The sequence below is a fragment of the Sphingobacterium sp. UBA5639 genome, from assembly GCF_002421245.1.
Taxonomy (GTDB): Bacteria; Bacteroidota; Bacteroidia; order Sphingobacteriales; family Sphingobacteriaceae; genus Sphingobacterium; species Sphingobacterium multivorum.
Genome location: NZ_DIJR01000011.1, coordinates 87,372 through 108,360, shown reverse-complemented (window position 1 = coordinate 108,360; position 20,989 = coordinate 87,372). Strand labels below are relative to the sequence as shown.

Annotated in this window: 31 protein-coding genes; 27 read left to right on the top strand and 4 right to left on the bottom strand. The window is 37.9% G+C overall.

All coding sequences use genetic code 11. From position 1 onward, the window contains the following. The first annotated feature begins 71 nt into the window (after positions 1–71). From B4Z90_RS08325 to B4Z90_RS08250, 16 genes are all read left to right on the top strand, one after another. Complete coding sequence (locus B4Z90_RS08325; RefSeq protein WP_286801908.1) at positions 72–443, top strand: hypothetical protein; 372 nt, start codon at positions 72–74, stop codon at positions 441–443. Then, positions 436–810, top strand: coding sequence for a hypothetical protein (locus B4Z90_RS08320; protein ID WP_286801907.1), 375 nt, complete (start codon positions 436–438; stop codon positions 808–810). Before B4Z90_RS08325 ends, B4Z90_RS08320 begins: the two co-directional genes overlap by 8 nt. Before the next feature lie 38 nt (positions 811–848). Continuing rightward, positions 849–1,163, top strand: coding sequence for a hypothetical protein (locus B4Z90_RS08315; protein WP_286801906.1), 315 nt, complete (start codon positions 849–851; stop codon positions 1,161–1,163). Next, positions 1,150–1,584, top strand: coding sequence for a hypothetical protein (locus tag B4Z90_RS08310; RefSeq protein WP_286801905.1), 435 nt, complete (start codon positions 1,150–1,152; stop codon positions 1,582–1,584). The genes B4Z90_RS08315 and B4Z90_RS08310 overlap by 14 nt, the downstream gene beginning before the upstream one ends. A 211-nt stretch (positions 1,585–1,795) precedes the next feature. Next, positions 1,796–2,077 carry a hypothetical protein gene (locus B4Z90_RS08305; protein WP_286801903.1) on the top strand — a complete coding sequence of 94 codons (282 nt, stop codon included), beginning with the start codon at positions 1,796–1,798 and terminating at the stop codon, positions 2,075–2,077. A gap of 155 nt (positions 2,078–2,232) precedes the next feature. Next, on the top strand, positions 2,233–2,499 hold the full coding sequence (locus B4Z90_RS08300) for a helix-turn-helix domain-containing protein (RefSeq protein WP_286801901.1): 267 nt from the start codon (positions 2,233–2,235) through the stop codon (positions 2,497–2,499). 87 nt (positions 2,500–2,586) lie between these two features. Continuing rightward, a complete protein-coding gene (locus B4Z90_RS08295) occupies positions 2,587–2,964 on the top strand; it encodes a hypothetical protein (RefSeq protein WP_286801900.1) in 378 nt (125 codons plus the stop codon). A gap of 46 nt (positions 2,965–3,010) precedes the next feature. Beyond that, complete coding sequence (locus B4Z90_RS08290) at positions 3,011–3,637, top strand: hypothetical protein (RefSeq protein ID WP_286801899.1); 627 nt, start codon at positions 3,011–3,013, stop codon at positions 3,635–3,637. A gap of 2 nt (positions 3,638–3,639) precedes the next feature. Next, a complete protein-coding gene (locus tag B4Z90_RS08285; RefSeq protein WP_286801897.1) occupies positions 3,640–4,041 on the top strand; it encodes a hypothetical protein in 402 nt (133 codons plus the stop codon). 84 nt (positions 4,042–4,125) lie between these two features. After that, positions 4,126–4,662, top strand: a complete 537-nt coding sequence (locus tag B4Z90_RS08280) for a hypothetical protein (protein WP_286801896.1) — start codon at positions 4,126–4,128, stop codon at positions 4,660–4,662. A gap of 670 nt (positions 4,663–5,332) precedes the next feature. After that, on the top strand, positions 5,333–5,728 hold the full coding sequence (locus B4Z90_RS08275) for a hypothetical protein (RefSeq protein WP_286801895.1): 396 nt from the start codon (positions 5,333–5,335) through the stop codon (positions 5,726–5,728). 157 nt (positions 5,729–5,885) lie between these two features. Then, positions 5,886–10,676 (top strand): phage tail tape measure protein, encoded by a 4,791-nt coding sequence (locus B4Z90_RS08270; protein WP_286801893.1) that lies wholly within the window; start codon positions 5,886–5,888, stop codon positions 10,674–10,676. A 1-nt stretch (position 10,677) separates the two neighbouring features. Then, a complete protein-coding gene (locus tag B4Z90_RS08265) occupies positions 10,678–11,190 on the top strand; it encodes a hypothetical protein (RefSeq protein ID WP_286801892.1) in 513 nt (170 codons plus the stop codon). Next, the gene (locus B4Z90_RS08260; protein ID WP_286801891.1) at positions 11,190–12,401 is read left to right on the top strand and encodes a phage tail protein; all 1,212 of its coding nucleotides are present in this window, start codon (positions 11,190–11,192) and stop codon (positions 12,399–12,401) included. The genes B4Z90_RS08265 and B4Z90_RS08260 overlap by 1 nt, the downstream gene beginning before the upstream one ends. A gap of 72 nt (positions 12,402–12,473) precedes the next feature. After that, positions 12,474–13,781: a hypothetical protein gene (locus B4Z90_RS08255; protein ID WP_286801890.1), complete on the top strand. Its 1,308-nt coding sequence runs from the start codon at positions 12,474–12,476 to the stop codon at positions 13,779–13,781. A 1-nt stretch (position 13,782) separates the two neighbouring features. Next, positions 13,783–14,229, top strand: a complete 447-nt coding sequence (locus B4Z90_RS08250; RefSeq protein ID WP_286801888.1) for a hypothetical protein — start codon at positions 13,783–13,785, stop codon at positions 14,227–14,229. 134 nt (positions 14,230–14,363) lie between these two features. Here B4Z90_RS08250 and B4Z90_RS08245 read toward each other — a convergent pair whose 3' ends face one another. From B4Z90_RS08245 to B4Z90_RS08230, 4 genes are read right to left on the bottom strand one after another with little or no spacing between them, the layout of a single operon-like run. Continuing rightward, positions 14,364–14,537 (bottom strand): hypothetical protein, encoded by a 174-nt coding sequence (locus tag B4Z90_RS08245; protein WP_153847543.1) that lies wholly within the window; start codon positions 14,535–14,537, stop codon positions 14,364–14,366. Between the two features lie 9 nt (positions 14,538–14,546). After that, positions 14,547–15,092, bottom strand: a complete 546-nt coding sequence (locus tag B4Z90_RS08240; protein ID WP_286801886.1) for a hypothetical protein — start codon at positions 15,090–15,092, stop codon at positions 14,547–14,549. A gap of 46 nt (positions 15,093–15,138) precedes the next feature. Continuing rightward, positions 15,139–15,567 (bottom strand): hypothetical protein, encoded by a 429-nt coding sequence (locus B4Z90_RS08235; protein WP_286801885.1) that lies wholly within the window; start codon positions 15,565–15,567, stop codon positions 15,139–15,141. A gap of 22 nt (positions 15,568–15,589) precedes the next feature. Continuing rightward, the gene (locus B4Z90_RS08230) at positions 15,590–15,994 is read right to left on the bottom strand and encodes a helix-turn-helix domain-containing protein (RefSeq protein ID WP_286801884.1); all 405 of its coding nucleotides are present in this window, start codon (positions 15,992–15,994) and stop codon (positions 15,590–15,592) included. Between the two features lie 139 nt (positions 15,995–16,133). On the opposite strand from B4Z90_RS08230, the gene B4Z90_RS08225 reads away from it, so the two are divergent. The 11 genes from B4Z90_RS08225 (at position 16,134) to B4Z90_RS08175 (ending at position 20,930) form a co-directional block, all read left to right on the top strand. After that, complete coding sequence (locus B4Z90_RS08225) at positions 16,134–16,358, top strand: hypothetical protein (RefSeq protein ID WP_286801883.1); 225 nt, start codon at positions 16,134–16,136, stop codon at positions 16,356–16,358. A gap of 18 nt (positions 16,359–16,376) precedes the next feature. Beyond that, on the top strand, positions 16,377–16,958 hold the full coding sequence (locus tag B4Z90_RS08220; protein ID WP_286801882.1) for a response regulator transcription factor: 582 nt from the start codon (positions 16,377–16,379) through the stop codon (positions 16,956–16,958). Positions 16,959–16,963: 5 nt separating this feature from the next. Further along, positions 16,964–17,290 carry a hypothetical protein gene (locus B4Z90_RS08215; RefSeq protein WP_286801880.1) on the top strand — a complete coding sequence of 109 codons (327 nt, stop codon included), beginning with the start codon at positions 16,964–16,966 and terminating at the stop codon, positions 17,288–17,290. An 18-nt stretch (positions 17,291–17,308) separates the two neighbouring features. Further along, the gene (locus B4Z90_RS08210) at positions 17,309–17,725 is read left to right on the top strand and encodes a hypothetical protein (RefSeq protein WP_286709548.1); all 417 of its coding nucleotides are present in this window, start codon (positions 17,309–17,311) and stop codon (positions 17,723–17,725) included. A gap of 12 nt (positions 17,726–17,737) precedes the next feature. Then, positions 17,738–18,019, top strand: coding sequence for a hypothetical protein (locus tag B4Z90_RS08205; RefSeq protein ID WP_286709549.1), 282 nt, complete (start codon positions 17,738–17,740; stop codon positions 18,017–18,019). 107 nt (positions 18,020–18,126) lie between these two features. Beyond that, complete coding sequence (locus tag B4Z90_RS08200; RefSeq protein ID WP_286709550.1) at positions 18,127–18,459, top strand: hypothetical protein; 333 nt, start codon at positions 18,127–18,129, stop codon at positions 18,457–18,459. Then, positions 18,456–18,797, top strand: a complete 342-nt coding sequence (locus tag B4Z90_RS08195; protein WP_286709551.1) for a hypothetical protein — start codon at positions 18,456–18,458, stop codon at positions 18,795–18,797. Before B4Z90_RS08200 ends, B4Z90_RS08195 begins: the two co-directional genes overlap by 4 nt. Positions 18,798–18,799: 2 nt before the next feature. Beyond that, on the top strand, positions 18,800–19,147 hold the full coding sequence (locus B4Z90_RS08190) for a hypothetical protein (protein WP_286709552.1): 348 nt from the start codon (positions 18,800–18,802) through the stop codon (positions 19,145–19,147). 92 nt (positions 19,148–19,239) lie between these two features. Next, positions 19,240–19,668: a hypothetical protein gene (locus tag B4Z90_RS08185; protein WP_286709553.1), complete on the top strand. Its 429-nt coding sequence runs from the start codon at positions 19,240–19,242 to the stop codon at positions 19,666–19,668. 15 nt (positions 19,669–19,683) lie between these two features. Continuing rightward, a complete protein-coding gene (locus B4Z90_RS08180; RefSeq protein WP_286709554.1) occupies positions 19,684–20,562 on the top strand; it encodes a hypothetical protein in 879 nt (292 codons plus the stop codon). Positions 20,563–20,627: 65 nt separating this feature from the next. Then, positions 20,628–20,930: a hypothetical protein gene (locus B4Z90_RS08175; protein ID WP_286709555.1), complete on the top strand. Its 303-nt coding sequence runs from the start codon at positions 20,628–20,630 to the stop codon at positions 20,928–20,930. The last annotated feature ends 59 nt before the right edge of the window (positions 20,931–20,989 follow it).

Below are 20,989 nucleotides of genomic sequence, written 5' to 3'. Positions count from 1 at the left end.
CAAAATGATTTTTATTTCCTGTATAAAAAAAGTTTTAGGCGTTTTTTATAGATTTTTTGGAACCAAGAAAAATGACAGATAAACAAATGATCGAAATACTAAAAAAAAGACACCCTGACGTCTATGCGAAAATAAAAGCGACAGATGTAGGGAGCATAAATAATACCCTTGTTGACCTAGCTTGGTTCTTCTCTGGTATGTATGAGCAGCGGACTAATATATTTATTTGTGCCTGTTTATTGAAGTATTCTCCGAATACCATAGTAGACAATTCGAGGGTGACTCATGGCTTGGTTGGGGAAATGGCCCGTGTAAAAGGTGTTACTAAGGGAGCTATCAGCCAGAAAATAACTACAGCGGTATTTCAGTACCAGCATTATGCAGATATAGAAGAAAAAGCAAACAGAATATTGGATAAATTAAATAATGTGATTTATGAGTAGTAAGAAAGTAAAAGTGAATACTGAAGATCAATGGAGCATTGATTTTATGAATAAGAAAGTTTCAGATGAAAGAAAGAAGATGCAGTCTTGCGAGGAAGGGTTTAAAAGATATGTTATGCGTAGAGCATTTTTTGTCTTAAATAAAAATTACCGATCATTTAATATGCTAAACGCAATAGCGAATAAAGCAATAGAGAATCTTATCTACAATTATGATTATCAGCTTCCTTTCAATCAAGATCATGTTGATAGATCAATAGTTGAAGTGTTTCTAAAATATGGTTCAAAGTATTGGATAAAGAAAACCGGATGGTTCGGCAAAGACAGAAGAAAAGACACTTATATCGAAAATTTCAAAGGTGAATAGAGGTAGTAATTTTTGAAAACAACAAAGAAATACAGAATATGGCAGTAAAAGGAAAAACTAACAATCCCAATGGAAGACCAAAGGGAGTTCCCAACAAAGTGACAACGGATTTGAGAGGTGGAATTGACGCATTTCTGAAAAACAAATGGAACGAAGTTTATGAAATTTGGGATAGATTGGATGACAAAGATAAAATCCTGTTTATGGACAAAATGATGAAGTACGCTATTCCAACATTACAATCTACAACAATTGATGCCAAGGTTGAATCAAATTCAAAATTGGAAAAGTTGAATGCTACGCAATTAAACACATTGATAGATCAAATTTTGGAAGAAGATGAGAATACATGAAGAAATTAGTAATGGCGCAGGGATTTCTCCTGAAGAAATAAAGCGCGGAACTATAGAAAGTATCCGCAAAACAGAAGATGGTTCATTTGTCTATCACTTTTATAGATTGCCCGGCTTTTGCACTATTTTAGGATTCGATGATAAGCTGATTGGCTGGCATGCGGACAATGACTCCCCTGCTTACATTGATTTTAAAAAAGAGTTCTTAATCAATTTAGATATCGAAGCATTGAAAGTATTCGGCAAGAACAAAGAAAAAGATTTGGATATCGTGTTTGACGGAGCATCGTACATTGACTTAAATTTGATAAATCCACCGCATCGAGCCCCTATCGTATTAGTAATGTTATATAGCGAGGATGCTAAAATGATCGCTAGAAAGCTTGGCTATCCAGTTATTAATCATGCACAATTGACATAATGAGAACAATTAACCCGAAAACGGAAGAATATAAGCAATGCTTAATTTCTTTGATTGAATTTGGCTTCACAGAGCCATTAAGAAAGATTAGATCATTTCCTGATCAACCAATTCAAATAATCAATGAAGGGGAAAGTCTGGAAATAAAAAATCATCCTTTGAATTTTGTAAAATACAATAGTGATAATGGTTTTGTATTGTTTCCCATGCCATGAATAGCCGAGATATAGATTTTGACAAATGCAAATGGTATGCCGGTGGTTGTATCATTGAGCAAGGCACTGATAATTATCGTTTCTTCTTGGAATTACTTATCAAGAATAGGCATATAGAGACCTTACAGGAGATTCGCGATCGAGGGTACCCCGAAATCCATCTTATTCTAAATGCTGCTTCTTACTTGAGATATAGGGCGGACAACGAAGAAAAGAAAGTATTCGGGTTACCAACAAGCAATTATATTAGCGATAATATTAAGAAATTGACAGATTGAATTTTCCAACATCATAACGCGTGTGACGCTTATAGGGTGTCGTGAAATACGATCCCCTATTTTTTAAAATGTTAATATCTAAACTTTATGTAAAGGTTTAGATATTGTATTATACTATATTATAATATAAGATATTATGTATTTACCTTAGCTATATGGAACAGAAGTTTTATAGCACCAAAGAAGCCAGTCGCATGCTTAACATTGAGCGCACGACGCTTTACGCATGGAGGAACAAAGGTAAAATCAAAATGGAGAAGTTTGACAGTCAATATTACATAAGCGCAGACGAAATCAAGCCTATCTTAGAAGAAAGGATTAAAACCGGCAAAACTCAAATCTCAACAGATTTTCCTGCGGTTAGTCATCAGCCTATTTTGATCGAAATGCCACGAAGAAAATATGATTCCGAAACCCGATAGGCGTACTAAAAACATCGTTTAATTTACTTTATTACATTTATCATTTATTTGTTATCGGTTATTGTTATCGGTTTAAGTGAAAAAGCAATGAATAGTGAACTTTTAGAGCTGGTCAAGCAGCAAGAAAAACAGATCGGGCAATTGAAGAAATTCATTTGGGATATCTCCGTCAATCCCGACTTATTGAAGGATCAACGATTGATGAATATTTTAATAGATATTGATTTCAATAACTCGTCCGATCCTACATTAACCGATTATACCATTTCCAAAATAATAGAACTTGAAAAACGCCTTTTTCAGATATGGGAATTATTAGACCAGTCAAGGCAACTCATTAACCGACCATGGAAAGTTTTGTTTCCCGGCAAAGGGTTTAGGGCCTGTTACAATGCTGCGGTTGATCAGCATGCTTGCGAATGGGTAGACGATAATGGGAAAGTATTAGAAAGTCAAGAGCAATAGTGATATGCAACGAGCAGCAATAGCAGCGACCTTTGTTGACGAGCCGGTGATCATTGGCTCCGTACAGCTTACCGATACCGAGGGCAACGAGTATCGGCATGAGTTAGTATTGGAGTCAATATCACTGGGCTGTATGGAGCGTATATGCTTACTTTTGGATCCAGTATCACCTTTAATCAAGACGTTGGCATCCAGCACCACTGAATTAGACGTTCGGAATGCGTCTATTGAGATTTTGATAAATTCGTTGTACCGTCTTTCTAAGGTTATCGCAGCAGCGTGTCAGAACTCCCCAAAGCCTATTGATCCTATAATCGTCGATGCGGTATATACTCAACTCAGCTTGCCGGATATCTTAATTGCTCTGAGGGAAATACTGGCTAAGGTTAGTTTTCGGGAGCTATCGGAGCATTTCCAGTTCAAGCATTCAAAAGATGCCACGGCTTACCCGGGGTCAAACTCTTTTTGGGCTTTATTAGTTAATGCGATGGTATCCTTCAAAGGGTGTAATGAATATGATCTTAAATGGAACATGTCTTATACGAATTTGTTGATGTATTGCTCGGTATTGTCCGCTTCGCGCCCCGAAGATTCCGGCGGTGGTAAACCTGAAGAAGGTAAAGAGGTTGATATGTGGGATTTGTTTAACGGAATGAGTAAAGAAAGTGATTAACAATGGAATTAGGAAAGATAAATATAAAATCAAAATATAGTGTGATTGAGTGGTTTCGTGTTCGTTTAGGGTGGAGAAAGAGCATAACGCTTAATCTCCGCCCTTACTCTGGAAAAACTACTCTAGAGATTTGCCAATTGGTAAACGCTGGTATTGTATTGAAAAGCAAAGAGACGAATGAGTTAATGACAGTCATTGATGGTAATTTGGCAGGATACGTTGATATGGTTGTCACAGCTTGCGCGGTTCCCTCTTACTTAACAAAACAAGTCGCAAGCGGTATTGTTGAAACCTGGACAGTAGAGCAAATAAAAGATGCGGTAGGCCAAGTTTACCAAAACATTGATTTTCAAAGCGCGTTGGAAATAATGTCTATTATGGGACAAATACGGTTTGACGATTAAACCGCGCCCATAGGGTAGCTATTGTTTGGCTACCCTTTTTTCTTTCTCCTAACTTTTCCTTAAGTTTGTTTTAAACGATTTTTTATGAAAAGATTAATCTATGTGCTGTTTGCTTTTGCATCCATTGGAGCAGTTAAAGCTCAAAAGTTAGATAAAAAGAATATAGAGCCATTTACTAACGAATCCGTTACGTCAACTAAATATGAAACGCTTTTTTCTGACAGTAAGTTGTTCTTATCATCCTCTGTTGCATTCAAATTCTCGCGAATTAATAATGATGTTTCATTATCAATAAAAGTCATCATCGATGATGGAAAAGATTTTGAAGTCCGTACAGATCAACCCTTTTTCTTGAAGTTTTCTAACGGTGAAGTCATCGAGCTATACCCAAGGGAGAATATTTATTCAAGTATCGGAAAAGGTGCTGTAGGTTTGCGCCTGAGCGGCGTTCCTGGAGCAGAGATTGAGTATGATTTATCAAAAGAAAATGTCAACACAATACTTAAAAATGACTTAATATCTGCAAGACTTAATAATTCCTACAAAACTTTAGAGAATTTGGATATCAAAAAGAAAAATTCTCTTTTGTTTAGAAAAGCTATAGAGCTAGTAACTAGGTAGATGCGTTAAATACATGTACAGCTGTATAATTTGTTATATTTCAATACGGTTTTCCCTGTTTTTCGATAAAAAAAATATTATATATTTGCATCAAATTTATTTGTTATGTGTTGCTGAATTTTGTATATTAGTAATGCCAAACAAAATAAAGTCAGAAGAGCTTTAAAAATTTCTTCAAAACAGACATATATACCATTACTAGGTATTGGTAAAATATACAGACCTTGCTCTGTCCGTGTGGTTACAATTTCCAGCCTTGTGCTGACTTTGTTTTGTTTGGCGACCCATACGGCAGGGCTTTTTTGTTGCCGGATAATTTGTCTAAAATGCCAAACAAAACAACACCAAATGAAGCGCCAAATTGCGTAAACCTCTCACTAACTCACGACGAAGTTACCCAGCTTCGTGATCTTATCTACAAAGCTCACTGGTATAACAATGAATGCAATTATGATAATGACAATGACATTATCTACACGTTAATTGAAGAAAGAGACGCTAATAATCGTGATCAGATCGACGCTGCAATAACGATGCTTAATAAGATAGGTTATCTTTCCAGTTTCCTAACTGACCTATGGAATCGTCTATTAGAATTAGAAAAGAAATGTGTATAAACCAAGCATAGACCGGATAGAAAAAATATTAATTAATCAAAATTGTTATAAAAATGCCAAACAAAACAATTACCCCCAGCAACACTAATAATTTAGATATCGCCATTAAAAATGCAAATGGTAGAAGAACAGTTTACATCTTTGATGTGTACGGCGAAAGTATGGATAACGGAAGCATTTATAATGCTATACCGAATGGCTCAACAATTCACTGTACAAAAATACCAAAAGATGATTGGAATGATCAGTTGCCAAACCTAATTCATTACTCTTGTGTCTTCGTGATGAAAGACGGCGAGATATTTGTTAAATCCCTCCTATCTATTTCTGACAATTCAGATCGACTCACTTTGCGCAGCTTAAATAAGAACAAATTCTTCTTCCCTGATTTCGATATTGAATTTGATAATATTGAACGGTTGTACGTCGTAGATAAGCGTGTAATTTAGTATTAATCAGGCTTTTTTGCTAAAGGATGCCCTAATTGAGAGCATCCTTTTTTATTTTCTAAACTTTAATAAAAGGTTTAGGTAATATAAATCAATATAATGTAATATAGGCTTTTATAAAATTATTTTTACTGATAAATATTGAGCAACAAATATTATGTCAGAAATTAATTACAAAGTCACAGTTGATGATAGCGAGGCCAAAAAGAAGCTAAATGATCTTTGGGCATTCTTAAAAAGTGGGGAATCGAAGACGAAAAGTATCATTGATTTCGATAAGACGGAAAAGGGGTTAAAAAGGGTACTTGATAATCTCGAAAAGGTAAAAAGCAAAACCGCATCCATAGGCGGACTAAACGTTGACGGATCGGGTGATGCAAAAAGGTCAACGGGTGCTATCCGTCAATTAAGTGATGAGCAAAAGAAGCTCAAACAAGCCCAATTAGATAATATTGAATCTATTCGCCGCCTACGTGAGGAACGCTCGAAGGAAATAGGCGAACTAAATCTTTTAAAGCAAATTGAACAAGAGCATAAGGCAACCTTAGCAGAAAAGAAGGCCGCCGCGCAAGATCTGACCCAAACAGAAAAGGAATTAAATATCCAATATAAACAAGGTCAGATTGAAATGCAGGAGTATAACCGACTGCTTAAAGAACAAGCCGAGGAACGTCGTAAAGCAACTGCAGCGGAACGAGAAGCAACAAAAGCGGTAAAGGAAGCTGAGAAAGCCCGTAAGGACGCTGAACGTGAAGCTGAAAAAGCCGCTAAAGCTGCAGAAAAGAGAAGAAAGCAGCTTGAAAAGGAAAGTAGCGAGTATTACCAGCTCAATAAAGCCCTAGGAAGTGTCCGTAAAGAAGCTAAAGATGTCTTGGCCGAAATGTTCAAGTTGGAGCGCCAGGGGCTTAAGAATAGTGCAGCGTATGAGCTGTTGGAAAACCAGTCAAAAGACCTTGTTGCCCAAACTCAGTACCTAGATAAGGGTATTAAAAAGATTGACGCAAGCCTTGGTCTTCATCAACGCAATGTCGGAAACTATGCTGCTGCTTTAGATAACATTATTCCAATTGTTGGCCGTGTAAATAGTCAGCTTGCGATGTTCGGGACATCGATCGATGATATTGCTGGTAAACCAGGGATATTTAAAGAAATTGGAGCCGGTATTACTAGTGCATTCAAAAACTTGGTGGCGTTTGTCTCTACTCAAATTGGAGCCGCAGTTGCTACCATTGGCGGACTGTTCGCACTATTCCAGGCTAACAAAGATACTGTTATCCAATTTGATGACGGCCTAAAGAGCGTTAGTAAAACAACAGGATTATCCGGCAAGGCGCTTCAACAGTATTCGGATGACATAATACAGCTTTCGCGAGCTTTGAAAACGGTAGAATCAAAGCAACTCCTTGAATATTCACAGGTTGCGGGACAACTAGGAGTTAAAGGCAGGGACAATCTATTAGCATTTTCGGATGCTTTAGCAAAACTTGAAACCGCATCAGATATACGCGGAGAGGAAGGCGCGACAAAAATAGCTAGGCTCCTTACCCTTACTGATGGCGGCGTCCAGAATGTTAAAGAATTTGGAGACGAGATTGTAAACCTTGGTAACAACTTCGCGGCCACCGAATCTGAGATTTTGACGAATGCCGAAGCTATAGGGCAAAACGTTGGTTTATATAAGATCGGCCGTAAAGACGTACTTGCATACGCTACAGCAACGAAAGCAGTAGGTCTAGAAGCGGAGGTTGTCGGTTCAACTTTCTCACGTACACTCGGACAGTTCGAGAAAATGACTAGATCTGGAAAAGGTGTAAATGATTTATTAAAAATTATCGGAGGCACTCAATCTGATTTACAAAAGCGTTTTAAAACTGATGCCAGCGGTGTCTTCATGGATTACATTCGAGGTTTGAACAAAATTAACCAAGCAGGTGGCTCCGTTAATGAAGCACTGGAACGTACTGGTATTATAGCAGTTCGGGATCAAAGAGTTATTGCGTCTTTAGCATCAACTGGTTATGACACTTTAACGAATGCGATGAACACCGCCAAGAACGCTAGCGGCGCTATGCAGGCGGAGTTCGAAACAGGGGCAAGTAAATTGGTTAATCAGATCAAGCGAATCAATATTGCCTGGGATAACTTGGTATTGTCTATAGAAAATGGATCTGGAGCAATTGGAAAAACCTCAGTCGCAATAATCGGTTATGTAGCTGATATGCTGGAAGCATTCAATAAGATCGCAGACTCTGCAAACATCTTTGAAGGTGTTTTTCGATATATATCAACTGGTTTCAAAATGACGGTTCCGGGTCGTGCCGTAGATTGGGCAACTGGCGGTGGATTTGATAAAGTTTCAAATTGGATTTTCCCTAACGACTCTAAAAAGGCATCAGAAGATAATTCTAAGTTTTTCGCTGAGTTCTCACAAAAGACTAGAGCCGAGCAATTAAAAATGATTGCTAATCAGGAAGCATTGATAAAAAAGCAAAATTCCCTCAATAAAGCATTTGCTAATCCAGTATTGGAGGAGAATTTAAAGAAAATGAGGAGCCTTTTGAAGACTGATGTTGATACTTCTAAAATTGATTTTGGTGTTTCAGATAAAGATAAAAGAAAGTCGGAACGAGCAGCGGAACAGTTGCGCCAAGCCACCGAGCGTCAACGCTCGCTTCAACTAGAAATCGACAAGATCAACGAAACGGCATCTAGGAACCAACTTTCCCGTGATGAATCCGAAGTTGCATCTGTAAAGGATAAATATGCGAAAATACGGGAAGAAGTTGACAAGTTTTATAGAAACCCCAAGAACAAAGGTTTAAAAGTAAATACGTCTGGGCTAGTCGCAAGTGAAAATTTCGAAGTAAGTGAAGCAGAGATTAGACAAAATACGAAGGCAACGGAAACTCAGTTTGATGCTCAGAAAAAGTTCTTGGACGAATATAATGCTTATGCGGAACAAACTTCAAAGGCTGCAGCTGACAAGCGGTATGCAAAAGAGTTAGCTATTTTCAAAGATTATGAGCAAAATGTAAGAGCTACTTACGATAGCTTGGTCACAAAGAAAAAGACAGCAGACCTCGCACAGTATGTCAGCACCATGAAGTTTACTCAGGCCGAGGAAGAAGCGTTGAAGAAATTGAGCATCCGTATCGCTGAAATAGATCAAAATAAGCGTCAACGAGAAAGCAAAGGATTGATCGAAGCGCTAAGAGCCGCACAAACTGTAAATGACAAATTGGTTGCAATCGAGCAAGATTATCAAGATAAAATCAAATCCCTGCGTGATAATAACGAGTTAACTCCTGATCGCGAAAAACTGCTTAATAAACAAAAGGGACGCAGCACCTCTCAGGTAGCCGTTGAAGAACTGACTGGCTCTATTGAATGGGAAACGTTGTTTTCCGGTATGGACGAGATGGGAGTCAAACAAATTGAAAATCTTATTTCAACAATTGAAACTAAGTTCGACGATCTGAAAGGCAAGTTCGATCCAATCGACCTTCAAAACTTGAAACGTCAATTGCGAGAAGCTCAAAACGTCCTAATTGAGAAAAATCCGTTTACACAACTGGCATCATCAATTAAGGTAATTATGAACAATGCCGGTAACGATTCGGCAGAAGCTGCTGAGAAGACAAAAACGGCATGGGTCAACCTTTCTAAATCGACAAAAAACAGTTTTGACTTCATATCTAATGCTGTTGAATCTGCATCAGTTTTAAAAGATGCTATAGGGGAAGTCGGGGCGACTGCGTTATCTTCATTGACAGCTCTATCAGTAGCAGCGGTTGCGGTTACCTCCGCTATAAAAACAGCGGAGAGAGCGTCTGTAATCCTTGCTGTTATTCAGGCCGCATTAGTTGTTGTCCAGTCTTTATTTTCTTTTTTGAGCAGCGCGTCTAAGAAACGCAATGAGGAATTGAAAAAAGAGCAAGATTATTACAATACACTATCGGAGACATTCGATATCCTAATTGATAAACAAAAGGAACTGTTTTCGCAGAAATCAGGCAAAGACTCTATGGATGCTTACAAAGAAGCTATTGATCTAGTAAATTCAAAGCTGATCGCTAATAGAAAAAGTCTTGAAGCTTGGTTTTCCCAAGGCGCCAGTTTATTTAAGCACTCTAATTGGTATAACTATGACAAAGAGCTGGGTAATGTATTGAGTCGGCAAAAACTTTTGAATATGACTAGTCAAGAATGGTCGGATCTGCTATTAAAACAGCCAACATTGTGGGCTAGACTGCCGGAAGAAGTGCGCAAGTATGGGCAAAGTATGATAGATGCAAAAGGCCAAACAAAAGAATTGACCGACGCCTTACAAGAAGCTTTGTCCGGTATTTCTTTAGATGATATACGCGGAGAATTTGAAAGTTTATTTTCTCAGGCTGATTTAACTTTTGGAGATATATCCGACTCATTCTATAAGCATATGCAAAAAGCAGTGATGCGGTTGGTACAAGACGGTAAGATGACTCAAAGTATTCAAGAATGGTATGATAAAGTTACTGACTCATTATCGGATGGTACCTTGACGGAAAGTGAGTCAGAAAACTTGAAAGCTCAATACCAAGCTATTGCTGAAGCTGGCAATAAGCGGTACCAGGAGATAATGGGTTTAATAGGATATGAAGGTGATACCAAATCGTCAGGTCTTAAAGGATCTATTCAAAAGGAAATGACGGAAGCAACCGCAAGCGAGTTGACTGGTCTTTTTCGATCAACATTTGAACTTTCGAAGCGATCCTTACAAGAATCACAAAGCCAAACTATATCAATGGGTAAGATAGTTGAAATGACCAGCAACGGGTTAGTCGTACTTAACAATATCCAAAATAATACTGCAGCAACGGTTGTTGAACTACAGAACGCAGTAAGCGAGTTGAAGAATATCAATAAAAATACATCACCTCAATCAATGAGGGCATACGGAGGAGGATAATATGGGCTTTGCAATTGATAACAAAAATACAGCTACAGAATTTAAGTTGTTTTTTAAACGCGGTGTTTGGAGCGAGTTATTGAAGTTTCCTAAACCCAAACAAAGGGCCTTTTATGATTGGCCGGATGAACACGGAAAGGACTATGACGATTTTTCGCCAACGGTGTATGAACCGCTACAGTATAATATCGGGTGCTACCTATCTTCAACTTCCCTTACTCGATTACAAGAGCAAAGGGAGGTTTTGCTGAATATTCTTAAAAAACCTGAGGGCTTCAACTTAAGAGTTGATGCGTTGGGGCGATCATTCGCGCTGCGGTATATCGGTTCGCCTGATCTAAGCATTTTTAATCCCCGTAGAACTACGGGTATAATTTACACTGAATTTAACCTGACATTGGAAAATAACTTCGCACCTGTCGGTGTAGATTTCTACCTGGCAGATATTAACGGTTTAATTCTGAGCTATCCTAGTAAACCTATACAATTCGAGCAACAAAAACAAGTATTTTAATGAAGATCCAAATAAAAAGAAAAGGCATCAATACAATAGAGATACCATTGAATGCCGGAATATATGCCAACAAAGTAATGGCCGAGCAATTGTTATCGTTTAGTTTCCAAACTTCAAAACTACTCGACCTGGTGGTCGGTGATACTTTGCTGTACAAGGGCGAGGAATACATGTTGAACAATACCCCAAGCATTAGGAAGACAAGTCGTTTTTCATTCGAATATGATTTTGCTTTTGAGGGGCCTCGACACTTATTATCGAAATTATTCATTACACATCTTGGCGCTCGTAAGTTCTCGTTTTCAGGGACGGCTCAGGAGTGGTTAAATTTTATTGTCGATTGCGTCAATAGCAAATCTTCAGGTTGGACTGTGGGCCAGTTTGAAGATATGGGCCGAGTAACGATTGAATTTGATTCGACTTATATTCTTGATGCTCTTACAATGGTAGCAGAAGCGATGAAAGGCGAATGGGGCGTGAAAGGGAAAGTAATATCTCTTAAGAAAACAGTCGGTACCGCAAGAGCTTTGACGTTCAAATATGGTAAAGGTGAAGGACTATATAGTTTAACCCGTAAAATCATAGATGATAAGAAAATAGTTACCCGGGCGTATGCTCGGGGCGGCTCCAATAATCTTCCGGCTGGAATGAGGGATTATTTTACTATTGATGGATATGTTGAAAAGAACGTATCAATTTACGGTCTTACAGAAGGAGAATTTATCGACGAAGAAATATATCCTAAAAGAACCGGCACCGTTACTGCTGTGTCGCAAATTAACAAGCAGCAATTCACCATTTCCGATAATTCAATTGACTTTGATCTTAACGCTCAAAGAGTGAATGGGGTAACACCGCAAATCGTCTTTAAGTCTGGGTTATTGGAAGGAAATACTTTTGAAATAGAATCTTATAGTCCTGCAAATAAAACAATTCGTTTCAAGGCTAATGACGAGGGTAACGGAATTTTGTTCCCTACAGAGGTTGTACATGCGGAGATCGGCGATAAATACACATTGATTGGTATTCGTATGCCACAATCATATATTGATGCTGCGGTCACAGAGTTAACGGCAAAACGTCAAGAGTACTTAGATAGCAACAGTGTTCCTCGAGTGGTGTATGACCTTGAAATTGATATTATACAGTTAAAGAAATCGAATGAAATGCTAGAAGCTGGCGACATAATCAAAGTTATAGATATAGACTAGGGGATTGATTCAAATATTAGGATCACTGAGGTAAACTATCCGGCACACTATCCTGATGTGCTTGAAAATGGAATGCAATTCAATGCAGTCATAGGGAATGAAGTCACCTATACATTATCGCAAAAGATCCAAAATGACATCAAGAAAAATCAGGAGGTTATCACCCAGTACAATAAAGCAAGTTGGGAACGCGACCGACGGAATATCCAGGCATTGACAGAATTCCGTTCGAAAGTACTTGATCCGGACGGGAACCTTGAGCAGGCAATGATGCAGGCGATCGCTGGTTGGTTTGGTACCGAATCCATGTATTATGATTTGGATGATGTGCAGATGGTTGTTAATGCAGGTGGTGACCCGAACAGCTTTGCTATGACTGCAGGTAGATTGATCCACAAGGTATTCAAGATTGAGGGATTAGGCAATATTTGGTTACTCGATCCTTTTAGTATTACAGGTTTGGATCCACTGGAAAGCTATTATCTATCCGCTAAGGTGAGCCGCACCGCGCTAACCGGTGAATGGGTGTTATCATCTGAGCAAATGGGAACAGAGTCGGAGCCTAGTTATTGGCATTTCAATTTTGGGGTACTTTCAAGTGTGATTGAAGGCGAACGATCTTTCAAGCCTACGAAAGGTTTTACTTTGATTAGTGGTGGAAGTATCGAGACCGATGTTATCAGCGCTTACATGATTAATGTTAACCGTTTATTCGCCCAGGTTGTGACAGTGGGAAGCGACGGCTATAACAATGCAGGTATTTCGGGGCTTGCTGATGGCAAAATCTATGACGATAATTGGAATATTATTGGTGATGATCCAAATAAGTCTGTCAGATTCTGGGCCGGATCGGATGAGAACGAGAAGCACAAAGCGCCATTCAATGTTTTGAACGACGGAAGCATGAGAGCTGAGAATGGAAAAATTGGTAATTTCAATATGGACGCCAACAAGTTGTATATCGGGCAAAAAGATACATGGCAGCCGTTTGGCAAATCAGTATTCCTGTATGGCGATTACTTTTTAATGCGTGACAACGGAGCCGTTGCGGGGCAAAGACGGGAGTTTTCATGGAACCTATATAAGAATCAAATTGCAGTTAATGAAGATAACGCGGTTTCCATTTTTAACACTATGAACAATTTTGATCCTTTGTTTCCAAACACCAATGTGGCGTTGGAACTTGAAGCTAGTGGATCGAATGAAAATTACGCATTGAGCATAAATAGTGGAGATATCCGTGTAAAAGGGAAAAAAGGTTATACCGGAAAGATCACTTTAGCAAACACCGCATCGAGTACGGTTTATTATCATTTCAATTACATTAACGGCTTGCTGGTTGATTATGTTTCAAACGGCAGTGCAACAAATCCATTTTAATATGAAACTAACAACAACAAAGCTAGATTTTGATCTAATTGTTCAAAAGCAATTGCAGGATATAGACAATTTATTCTTTCAGCGGCTTGTTGAGCTTTGCGATGAACGGATAGCGATTCAAAGAGCCAAGGTGTCACCTGAAGGCTATAACGACCAGACGGGACAATTGAGGTCTTCCGTTGGTTATATTATCTATCGTGATGGAAAAATACGACATGAGAATTTCGAGCTTGCGCCTTATGGGACGGATAAGGCCCCGGGCCTAAAGGCCGGACGTGAGCTTGCATTGAGTCAACTTAGAATAACTGAGGGTTGGGGTGTTGTTTTGGTTGCCGGCATGGAGTATGCAAGTTGGCTAGAAAGCAACCACAATAGAACCGTCCTAGCTTCCGCAACCTTCAAATTAGAGGACGATATGGAATATATCTTAAAAAACATATCGGTTTAGTCTGATCCGATAACAGATCGAAAAAAGCGATAACAAAACCGATAACATTCCAATAAAAAAGCCCCTTTGTGTCATACAAAGGAGCTTTTAAGTACGCCAATCAGTTCTGTACCTAGGCCCATGTAATCAAATAGTTATAGGTCGGTAGTACTATTTGTGCACGGCAATACTTTGAATCCCCTTACTTCTGCCAATTCCCGGATATCACTGATGTAATCATCAAGCTCTTCTTGAATGGTAGAATATGGAGCAGCCAGCTCGAACGTAATTCTTACCTTATTTCCTTCGTATTCTTCTTCTTTATTCATATTTGCTATTTATAGTGCCTTAAGTGCAGCTTTAGCTTGAGTTACTAACTGTTCAAATTGATTCAAATTGTTTTCGCCCATAAAATAAATTGAATCTGAATCGTATTTCTTTACTTGTATATAGTACTTCCACTCTTTACTGAAGTAGGCTCCAAATTCGAATTTTGATCGAGAGGTAAAATTTATTTCAGTATAATTGCTTGGACTCTCTTTTATTCTACCCTTTAAAATTTCGATTGACTTTAATACGCCATCAATTTCATCCTCATCTAAAAAGTTAATCGCGTCCGAACCATAAGTTTTGGTTGATGGCTTTTCAATCCTCAACCCTTTTATTTTACTCCCTGAAATAAGATTTGTTAATAAAGAAGTATTAATTGAAATCGGTCCAATCTTTCCTATTTCAGCATTTGATTTTTCAATCAATGAACCAGTCTCTGCTGAAAACATTTCAAGTTTGCTCTCCTTTTCCTCTTTTGCTTTCAAATCTTTTTGTTGACCAAAAACGAAGGGAGCCGATAATAAAAATACCGATAGTAAAAGATAATTTTTCATATAAAGTGTTTCGTTAATAAATATGCTGTATTGTGGTTAACAGGTGTTAATCGTAAAGTTTAGTAGCCATGTTAAAATCTAAAAATTGTATCTTATCCATAAATCGTGAATTTATACCAGAACGTGAAGAAATATTAGAACCATAAATTGCAATGTTTCTGCGTTTTTCATAATAAGGTAAAATCAGCCTTAGCTTTTCACCCGGCTTAACTTTTATAACCTCTTTATAGGTACGTCTAAAATGTGCTAAGTCAATTTTATCTAATTCTTCTCGAATAAACTTAGGGTTTTCACCATATGCTATTCTTTTCTTGGTATCTACATTTATGACTTCATAATAGGTAACATTGCCAATTGTGGAAAAAGTCAACCATTCCGAATATAGCTTTTCACTTTCAATCTGTTCTGAGTTATTCTTGCTACATCCAAAAACAATGAATGCTATGAGAAATGGAACACAAAAATTTATTTTCATAAATAAGTTTGGTTAAAATAAATTAGGCTAATTTAAATCCTCTTAGTTCGGCTTCTTCTTTCACTAACTGTAAGAAATTTGACATTTCTTGAGAAACTTTGTCGAAATCGCCTCTAAGATTTATACTGAAAGAAATTTGATTTTGAAATTCTACCGATCCTACTGGACTTGTATTAACATTTGAATTAGGGCTTGTTTGTTTATTGAAAGAGTAATTCTTGTACTTAGAGTTTTTTATATATAGCTCAAGGAAGTCAAAATCAAGTACTTCACTTGCTTGCAAAAGAATGTCAACATCAAGAGTCTCTTTCTTAAAAAAATGATAAAGATTACGTTCTTCCATATTCATTTTTTCCGCAAAAGCCTTGTTGGTGAGTCCTCTCTTACGTACCAGTTTTTTTATTTCTGCTCCAACTATGAAATCCATTTAACAAAAATCTGAAATATTTTTTAGCTAATAATCAATTGTTTATGAAAATAATTTGATACTTTATTGACAAAAATTTGATATAAATCAAATTTTTCACGTGATTTGATGAAACAAATTTGACTTTAATAATTTTGATATGAAATCCCAAATAAGTACTAGCGATTTAGAAAAACTTAGAGCTAAGCTTCCACATGGGAGCATAAAAAAAATAAGTAAAAAATTAAATGTTGATCAAAGTACCGTAAGCAAAGTTTTAAGGGGTGATTTTTTTAATGAGAACGTTATTTACGAGGCCTTAAAAATAGCAGAGGACACAAAAGAGCAACAGGATAAATGGAAATCGGCACTGGCAAATATCTAACAAATTGCATTCAAGCCTATGAAAAATCTTTCAGTTTTAAACCAAGAACTCCCTGCTGGTATTGAAGATAACGGTTACGAATTCTTTTGGTCGAATCGTGATCAGGTTCTTAAGTGTACGCACGCCGGGAGGGTTTGGATATGGGGAGATTTCCCTCAAGAAGCAATCGATATTGTTTGTGAAGACATGGCAGCGCATCCGGAAGTTATACTTGATATCAGGGACTGGAATGTGACTGACAAAGAAGAAATGATCGCTCTTTACATCTTCTGCAGATTTGGAAAGTACGACACGGAACCCGATATCCAAGCGAATGGGACTATAGGTTATGCTGAATATTTTGACTGCGGAAAGCGTGGCACTTGTAAATATGAAGGCAGGATCTGCACAACTCTGAAAGTTGAAAACGGAGAATTAACCAAGCGTGAACTGGAGACATTAAAGCTAGTGGCCAAGGGTAAGTTGAACAAAGAGATTGCGGATATTATGAATATATCTGAGCACACAGTAAATTCTCATATAACCAATATACAGCAGAAGGGGAATTTCTTCAAAAAATATGAAATGATCCTGTTTGCCAAAGACAAGAACTTAATATAAAAACTATGAAAATAGAATTTTTAACTGACCGCTATGCTATGAGAATAGATTATGGTCAATCGCACAAGGATTTTTCAAAATGTCTCAGTGAAATGCATGAGCTGGTGAAAAATACTACTCAGGCAGGTTTACAGGTAACTCCAAAAGAAGAAACTTTGTCCTACATCACTTGCTGGAAAAATGGAACTCTGGTTGCTCGTTTAGATATCACCGGTATTTCTAGAGGTAGAAAAAAGAGAGCCCTGGACAATCTTCGGAAATTTCATCCGGGATGTGTGATCGGAAAATTTACGGCATTCGTCTCTCCCGCTCCAGTTGTAAATTTTATCTAACCATTAGCCTTAATAGCCATGATCAACACAACAATTGATAGATCGAAGGGAGAAATGATATTAAAATATCCGGTTCTCTGCCGTAGAAAGGATGAGGTTGTCAAGTTCTACTCGAATCAGCAGGCTTTTAATATCTGGTCCATTCGCCAACGAGTATTTATTAAAGATGTGTTGGCCAAGTTTATGAAACAGCGCCAATATGCGCTTGCAATGCACATGACTTCACGTCAAGATATTGCATTACGTCGGATCGACTTTGTGCTGCGAAGTTACTACGAAAAGGATTCCCTCAAATTATTGGTCAAGAAAGTAATTATGTTGGAGTCGGATATCTTGGAAATCGCTCCAAGTCCGCGATCCAGGTTCTACGATCATTATGTGACTGTCATCGTCTGTCTGTTCAACTGGTGCAAATGGTATTCAAATCAATTTTAAAATAGTAACAATATGTCAATAATCCCCGAAAAATACAAAGCCTTAGTAGGCACAAAGCAAATATTCTCTGGAGGACTCTTTTCCGGAAAGGTAGATCTGCCGGAAGCTGAATACGATGTTATCGATATACGGTTGAGCTATGCCCAAATTATAAATTGGGATGAAATGAGCCGTACTGGGAAGTCAAGCTATAAACATCCAGCGTTTGAATTATTGCTCAAAAATTCAGGAATGAAAAGAAGCAGGTGGTCTAGGCCCTTTGCAATTAGGGAGATTAATTTCAATCAAAAATAGAATTAACACGGGCTTGACGACCTGAATCGTTCTTTGATCCGCCCTTAGTTTTCGGTGTCCTGATCAGGTCAGGGGATATAGTAAAATATTAGTAATAGAAGAATAGAATGGAAACAAAATTTATTAATTGGTCGCTAAATGGTGATCTGTCCGTCGGATATTTCGAAGGAATAAAAATGGCCTACGACATGGGTTTGAACCATGCGAAGTCAGATAGTCTAGAAAGGAAGTACCCGGAAATGGTAGAGGTATCTTTTATTGAGGTCTACGTTCGGCACAATGTCTTGGCTCGTGTTGATGTACGCCATATGGACACACTTCAAATAGAGCAAGAAAAGAAACGGCTGTCTGAGAAGTTTCAGAACAATTGTTCGCTCGCTCATTATTGCCACTATCAGGAAGAGGGTGTTAAGTTGGACTATTTTGAGGAGGTGATATGAAGAAGTGGTGTTTAGTAGAAAGGGATGGAAAGCTTGAGAGCTTTATACAAGTAGTGAATAGCTCCATGTCAATTTTGTCTGCTTGGGTAACTGAAAGTCAAAATAAGTACCCCGATAGCTTCGAAAAGAACCGATACCGCTATACGATCGAAGACGAGGCAAAACAAGTAATTGAATGTCACAACTACCCTGAAATGGCTCTGTTGGCAAGGGTAAAAGTTTCCCATAATACATTCGACGAGCAAACTGCAGAGTTTAGACGCTTGCGCAAAAAATATCCAAAATGCTCTGTTGGTTATAGCCAATGGCGTCCAGGTCTAACATATTTTGAAAGTTAATCATGGCAAAAAGAACCTATGAATTTGACTACCAGTGCGGTGATGCCAGTTGCATTATTGAGGTAGACACCAAGATTTTTAATGAAGATATAGCTATGCAGGCATTGACATTCTTTGATTGGGATTGGGATAAAGAAGCCGATATCATTTCTGAAATTATAAAAAAGTATGCGTTGCGCATTTTCCAGATATCCGCCTCAGCAAACTATTCATTAAAAGGAATTATCCGAAGTTTCAATGATCATGAAGGCTTTGTTCCATTTGGGAAAACTTATGGAATTCAGCTGAAGGAATTTGAAAGGTACGAGTTCGCTGAATATTGTTTGGACGTTCAAATGACGGAGGAATAACTATGGCAGCGTTAACAATTTTTATAATCATTTGTATCGGTCTCGGCTATATGCTATGGATTGATGGACAATATAACAAAGGGAAATAAATAATGGATATCAAAGCTACACTTTCGAGGATATACAGGAAGATCAAGCACATCGGATCAACTGATATTCCAAAGGATTTTAATGAGGAATATGCCAAAGGCTTCGAACATGCAACCAAGTTATTGAGTGTTGCAATGGTTCACGAGTTTGGAAATTATGTCCAGATAGAGGAGAACAAAGCCCAGGTGATCCGTGATCTGAAGAAGAAGATAGACGGACTTGAACGGAAATGCTTGGGACAAAAGCTGGATATCCAAAAAATGGAAACTCTTCTCAATCGAACCTCAACGATCACTCTAAGCAACAGTAAGAAAAAGAAGATTTTTCGGGCAGTGGCCACGATCACCGGTCAACCTTATGAATACATCAAAGAGCAGCTTATTGAATTGCTTGATGGAAAGCTGATTAAAAGTAAAAATCTAAACAAATAAATCAATTAAATCATTATGAAAAATTTAGCAAAAACTTGTTTTACGCTCATGATCACCATAGGCGTTTTAGGCGGAACTTATGGGATTTATAAAATGGTCGTAGGAAACTACGCTATGAATGATCCTTTTACTTTCGGTTTTATTTTAATGGCCTATATCATATTGGTCGCTGGCGCATATGTAGCAACAAAGCGTATTTGGGCACTATTAATTATTGGAGTTGCGATAACTTTTCAATCTTGCAATTATGCGAAATCAAATCAGCAGGTTGTTGTCTCGGAGGATTGTGGTATGACCTGGAAAAAGATCAATGCCGGTGAAGCTGTGCCAAAAGGTGGTTTGAATATGTGCTATATGAAAGTTGTGGTTCCGAATTTTCCTATGCAGGGTGAAGCCACTTTCATTTCCAATTTAAAAGATAAAGTTCGCGCGAATGTCCATATTGATTATGATTATTCAATTATTGATGCGCTTGCATTTATTAAACAAGCTAAGTTCCTGGGGAAAGCCAATGTCGATGCTGATAATGAGGAAGCAATTGGTAAATCATTTGAAATGGCTGAGAACATGGTGATCGACAAAAGGATCAAGGATGTAGCCAAAAGGATATTCGTCGATGAGGATATCGTGGAGCTCGACCAATCTGAAATCGAAAATCATCTACTAGCCGAGAGCAATAAAGTCCTGGAGCAACTTGGTGTTCATTTGAATTTTATCACACTTTCATTTGATCTCGACGAACAAACACGCCAAGCTATTGACGTATCTACAGCAATGAAAATCTATGAATCGAAAGGGCTTACTGAGATTGGAAAGCAAGTGATGTCCCAAAGAGCTGGAGCTAATAGGATCACCGTTGAGAATAAGACTGAGGTTGTAAAATCGGAGAACTAGAAGAAATGGCTACTAAAACTACAATTAGAAATTATCATTGCAATGCGTGTGAAAACGGAATAGTGATGGTCAAAAGAAAACAATCTGGTAATCGCTTTTCATTCAATTTTGGTGACTGCAATAGTTGTAAAAAGGGTTTTGGCCTTTTTTCTATTGATCAGTTAAAAGAAGTAACCAATTTCTTGCCTTCAGACGGCATTAAAGTTTTTAGACAGGTAATGGTTAAGGATCGTTTGCCGGAGTTAGGAGAGGAGCATATTTCCTGTTTTACATCGTCTACAGCTGGTGCCAGTACATTCTCTAAAGTGACTGAAAGAGTACTTGAAGTGTTAGAAGAGCGATACCTGTATTGGCTAGAAGAAATTTAAAAGTCAACATCATTAAATAACATGCTCATTTTCCTCATTAAAATACTTGCAATTATAAT

Bases quoted from the DNA above. Each gene is read 5' to 3' on its own strand.
- B4Z90_RS08210 (WP_286709548.1), top strand. From the start codon at position 17,309: ATGATCAACACAACAATTGATAGATCGAAGGGAGAAATGATATTAAAA.
- B4Z90_RS08245 (WP_153847543.1), bottom strand. From the start codon at position 14,537: ATGAATAAAGAAGAAGAATACGAAGGAAATAAGGTAAGAATTACGTTC.
- B4Z90_RS08175 (WP_286709555.1), top strand. From the start codon at position 20,628: ATGGTCAAAAGAAAACAATCTGGTAATCGCTTTTCATTCAATTTTGGT.
- B4Z90_RS08185 (WP_286709553.1), top strand. From the start codon at position 19,240: ATGGATATCAAAGCTACACTTTCGAGGATATACAGGAAGATCAAGCAC.
- B4Z90_RS08180 (WP_286709554.1), top strand. From the start codon at position 19,684: ATGAAAAATTTAGCAAAAACTTGTTTTACGCTCATGATCACCATAGGC.
- B4Z90_RS08265 (WP_286801892.1), top strand. From the start codon at position 10,678: ATGGGCTTTGCAATTGATAACAAAAATACAGCTACAGAATTTAAGTTG.
- B4Z90_RS08255 (WP_286801890.1), top strand. From the start codon at position 12,474: ATGCAATTCAATGCAGTCATAGGGAATGAAGTCACCTATACATTATCG.
- B4Z90_RS08250 (WP_286801888.1), top strand. From the start codon at position 13,783: ATGAAACTAACAACAACAAAGCTAGATTTTGATCTAATTGTTCAAAAG.
- B4Z90_RS08205 (WP_286709549.1), top strand. From the start codon at position 17,738: ATGTCAATAATCCCCGAAAAATACAAAGCCTTAGTAGGCACAAAGCAA.
- B4Z90_RS08320 (WP_286801907.1), top strand. From the start codon at position 436: ATGAGTAGTAAGAAAGTAAAAGTGAATACTGAAGATCAATGGAGCATT.
- B4Z90_RS08240 (WP_286801886.1), bottom strand. From the start codon at position 15,092: ATGAAAAATTATCTTTTACTATCGGTATTTTTATTATCGGCTCCCTTC.
- B4Z90_RS08300 (WP_286801901.1), top strand. From the start codon at position 2,233: ATGGAACAGAAGTTTTATAGCACCAAAGAAGCCAGTCGCATGCTTAAC.
- B4Z90_RS08260 (WP_286801891.1), top strand. From the start codon at position 11,190: ATGAAGATCCAAATAAAAAGAAAAGGCATCAATACAATAGAGATACCA.
- B4Z90_RS08235 (WP_286801885.1), bottom strand. From the start codon at position 15,567: ATGAAAATAAATTTTTGTGTTCCATTTCTCATAGCATTCATTGTTTTT.
- B4Z90_RS08220 (WP_286801882.1), top strand. From the start codon at position 16,377: ATGAAAAATCTTTCAGTTTTAAACCAAGAACTCCCTGCTGGTATTGAA.
- B4Z90_RS08225 (WP_286801883.1), top strand. From the start codon at position 16,134: ATGAAATCCCAAATAAGTACTAGCGATTTAGAAAAACTTAGAGCTAAG.
- B4Z90_RS08280 (WP_286801896.1), top strand. From the start codon at position 4,126: ATGAAAAGATTAATCTATGTGCTGTTTGCTTTTGCATCCATTGGAGCA.
- B4Z90_RS08295 (WP_286801900.1), top strand. From the start codon at position 2,587: ATGAATAGTGAACTTTTAGAGCTGGTCAAGCAGCAAGAAAAACAGATC.
- B4Z90_RS08305 (WP_286801903.1), top strand. From the start codon at position 1,796: ATGAATAGCCGAGATATAGATTTTGACAAATGCAAATGGTATGCCGGT.
- B4Z90_RS08315 (WP_286801906.1), top strand. From the start codon at position 849: ATGGCAGTAAAAGGAAAAACTAACAATCCCAATGGAAGACCAAAGGGA.
- B4Z90_RS08215 (WP_286801880.1), top strand. From the start codon at position 16,964: ATGAAAATAGAATTTTTAACTGACCGCTATGCTATGAGAATAGATTAT.
- B4Z90_RS08270 (WP_286801893.1), top strand. From the start codon at position 5,886: ATGTCAGAAATTAATTACAAAGTCACAGTTGATGATAGCGAGGCCAAA.
- B4Z90_RS08325 (WP_286801908.1), top strand. From the start codon at position 72: ATGACAGATAAACAAATGATCGAAATACTAAAAAAAAGACACCCTGAC.
- B4Z90_RS08285 (WP_286801897.1), top strand. From the start codon at position 3,640: ATGGAATTAGGAAAGATAAATATAAAATCAAAATATAGTGTGATTGAG.
- B4Z90_RS08310 (WP_286801905.1), top strand. From the start codon at position 1,150: ATGAGAATACATGAAGAAATTAGTAATGGCGCAGGGATTTCTCCTGAA.
- B4Z90_RS08275 (WP_286801895.1), top strand. From the start codon at position 5,333: ATGCCAAACAAAACAATTACCCCCAGCAACACTAATAATTTAGATATC.
- B4Z90_RS08200 (WP_286709550.1), top strand. From the start codon at position 18,127: ATGGAAACAAAATTTATTAATTGGTCGCTAAATGGTGATCTGTCCGTC.
- B4Z90_RS08230 (WP_286801884.1), bottom strand. From the start codon at position 15,994: ATGGATTTCATAGTTGGAGCAGAAATAAAAAAACTGGTACGTAAGAGA.
- B4Z90_RS08195 (WP_286709551.1), top strand. From the start codon at position 18,456: ATGAAGAAGTGGTGTTTAGTAGAAAGGGATGGAAAGCTTGAGAGCTTT.
- B4Z90_RS08190 (WP_286709552.1), top strand. From the start codon at position 18,800: ATGGCAAAAAGAACCTATGAATTTGACTACCAGTGCGGTGATGCCAGT.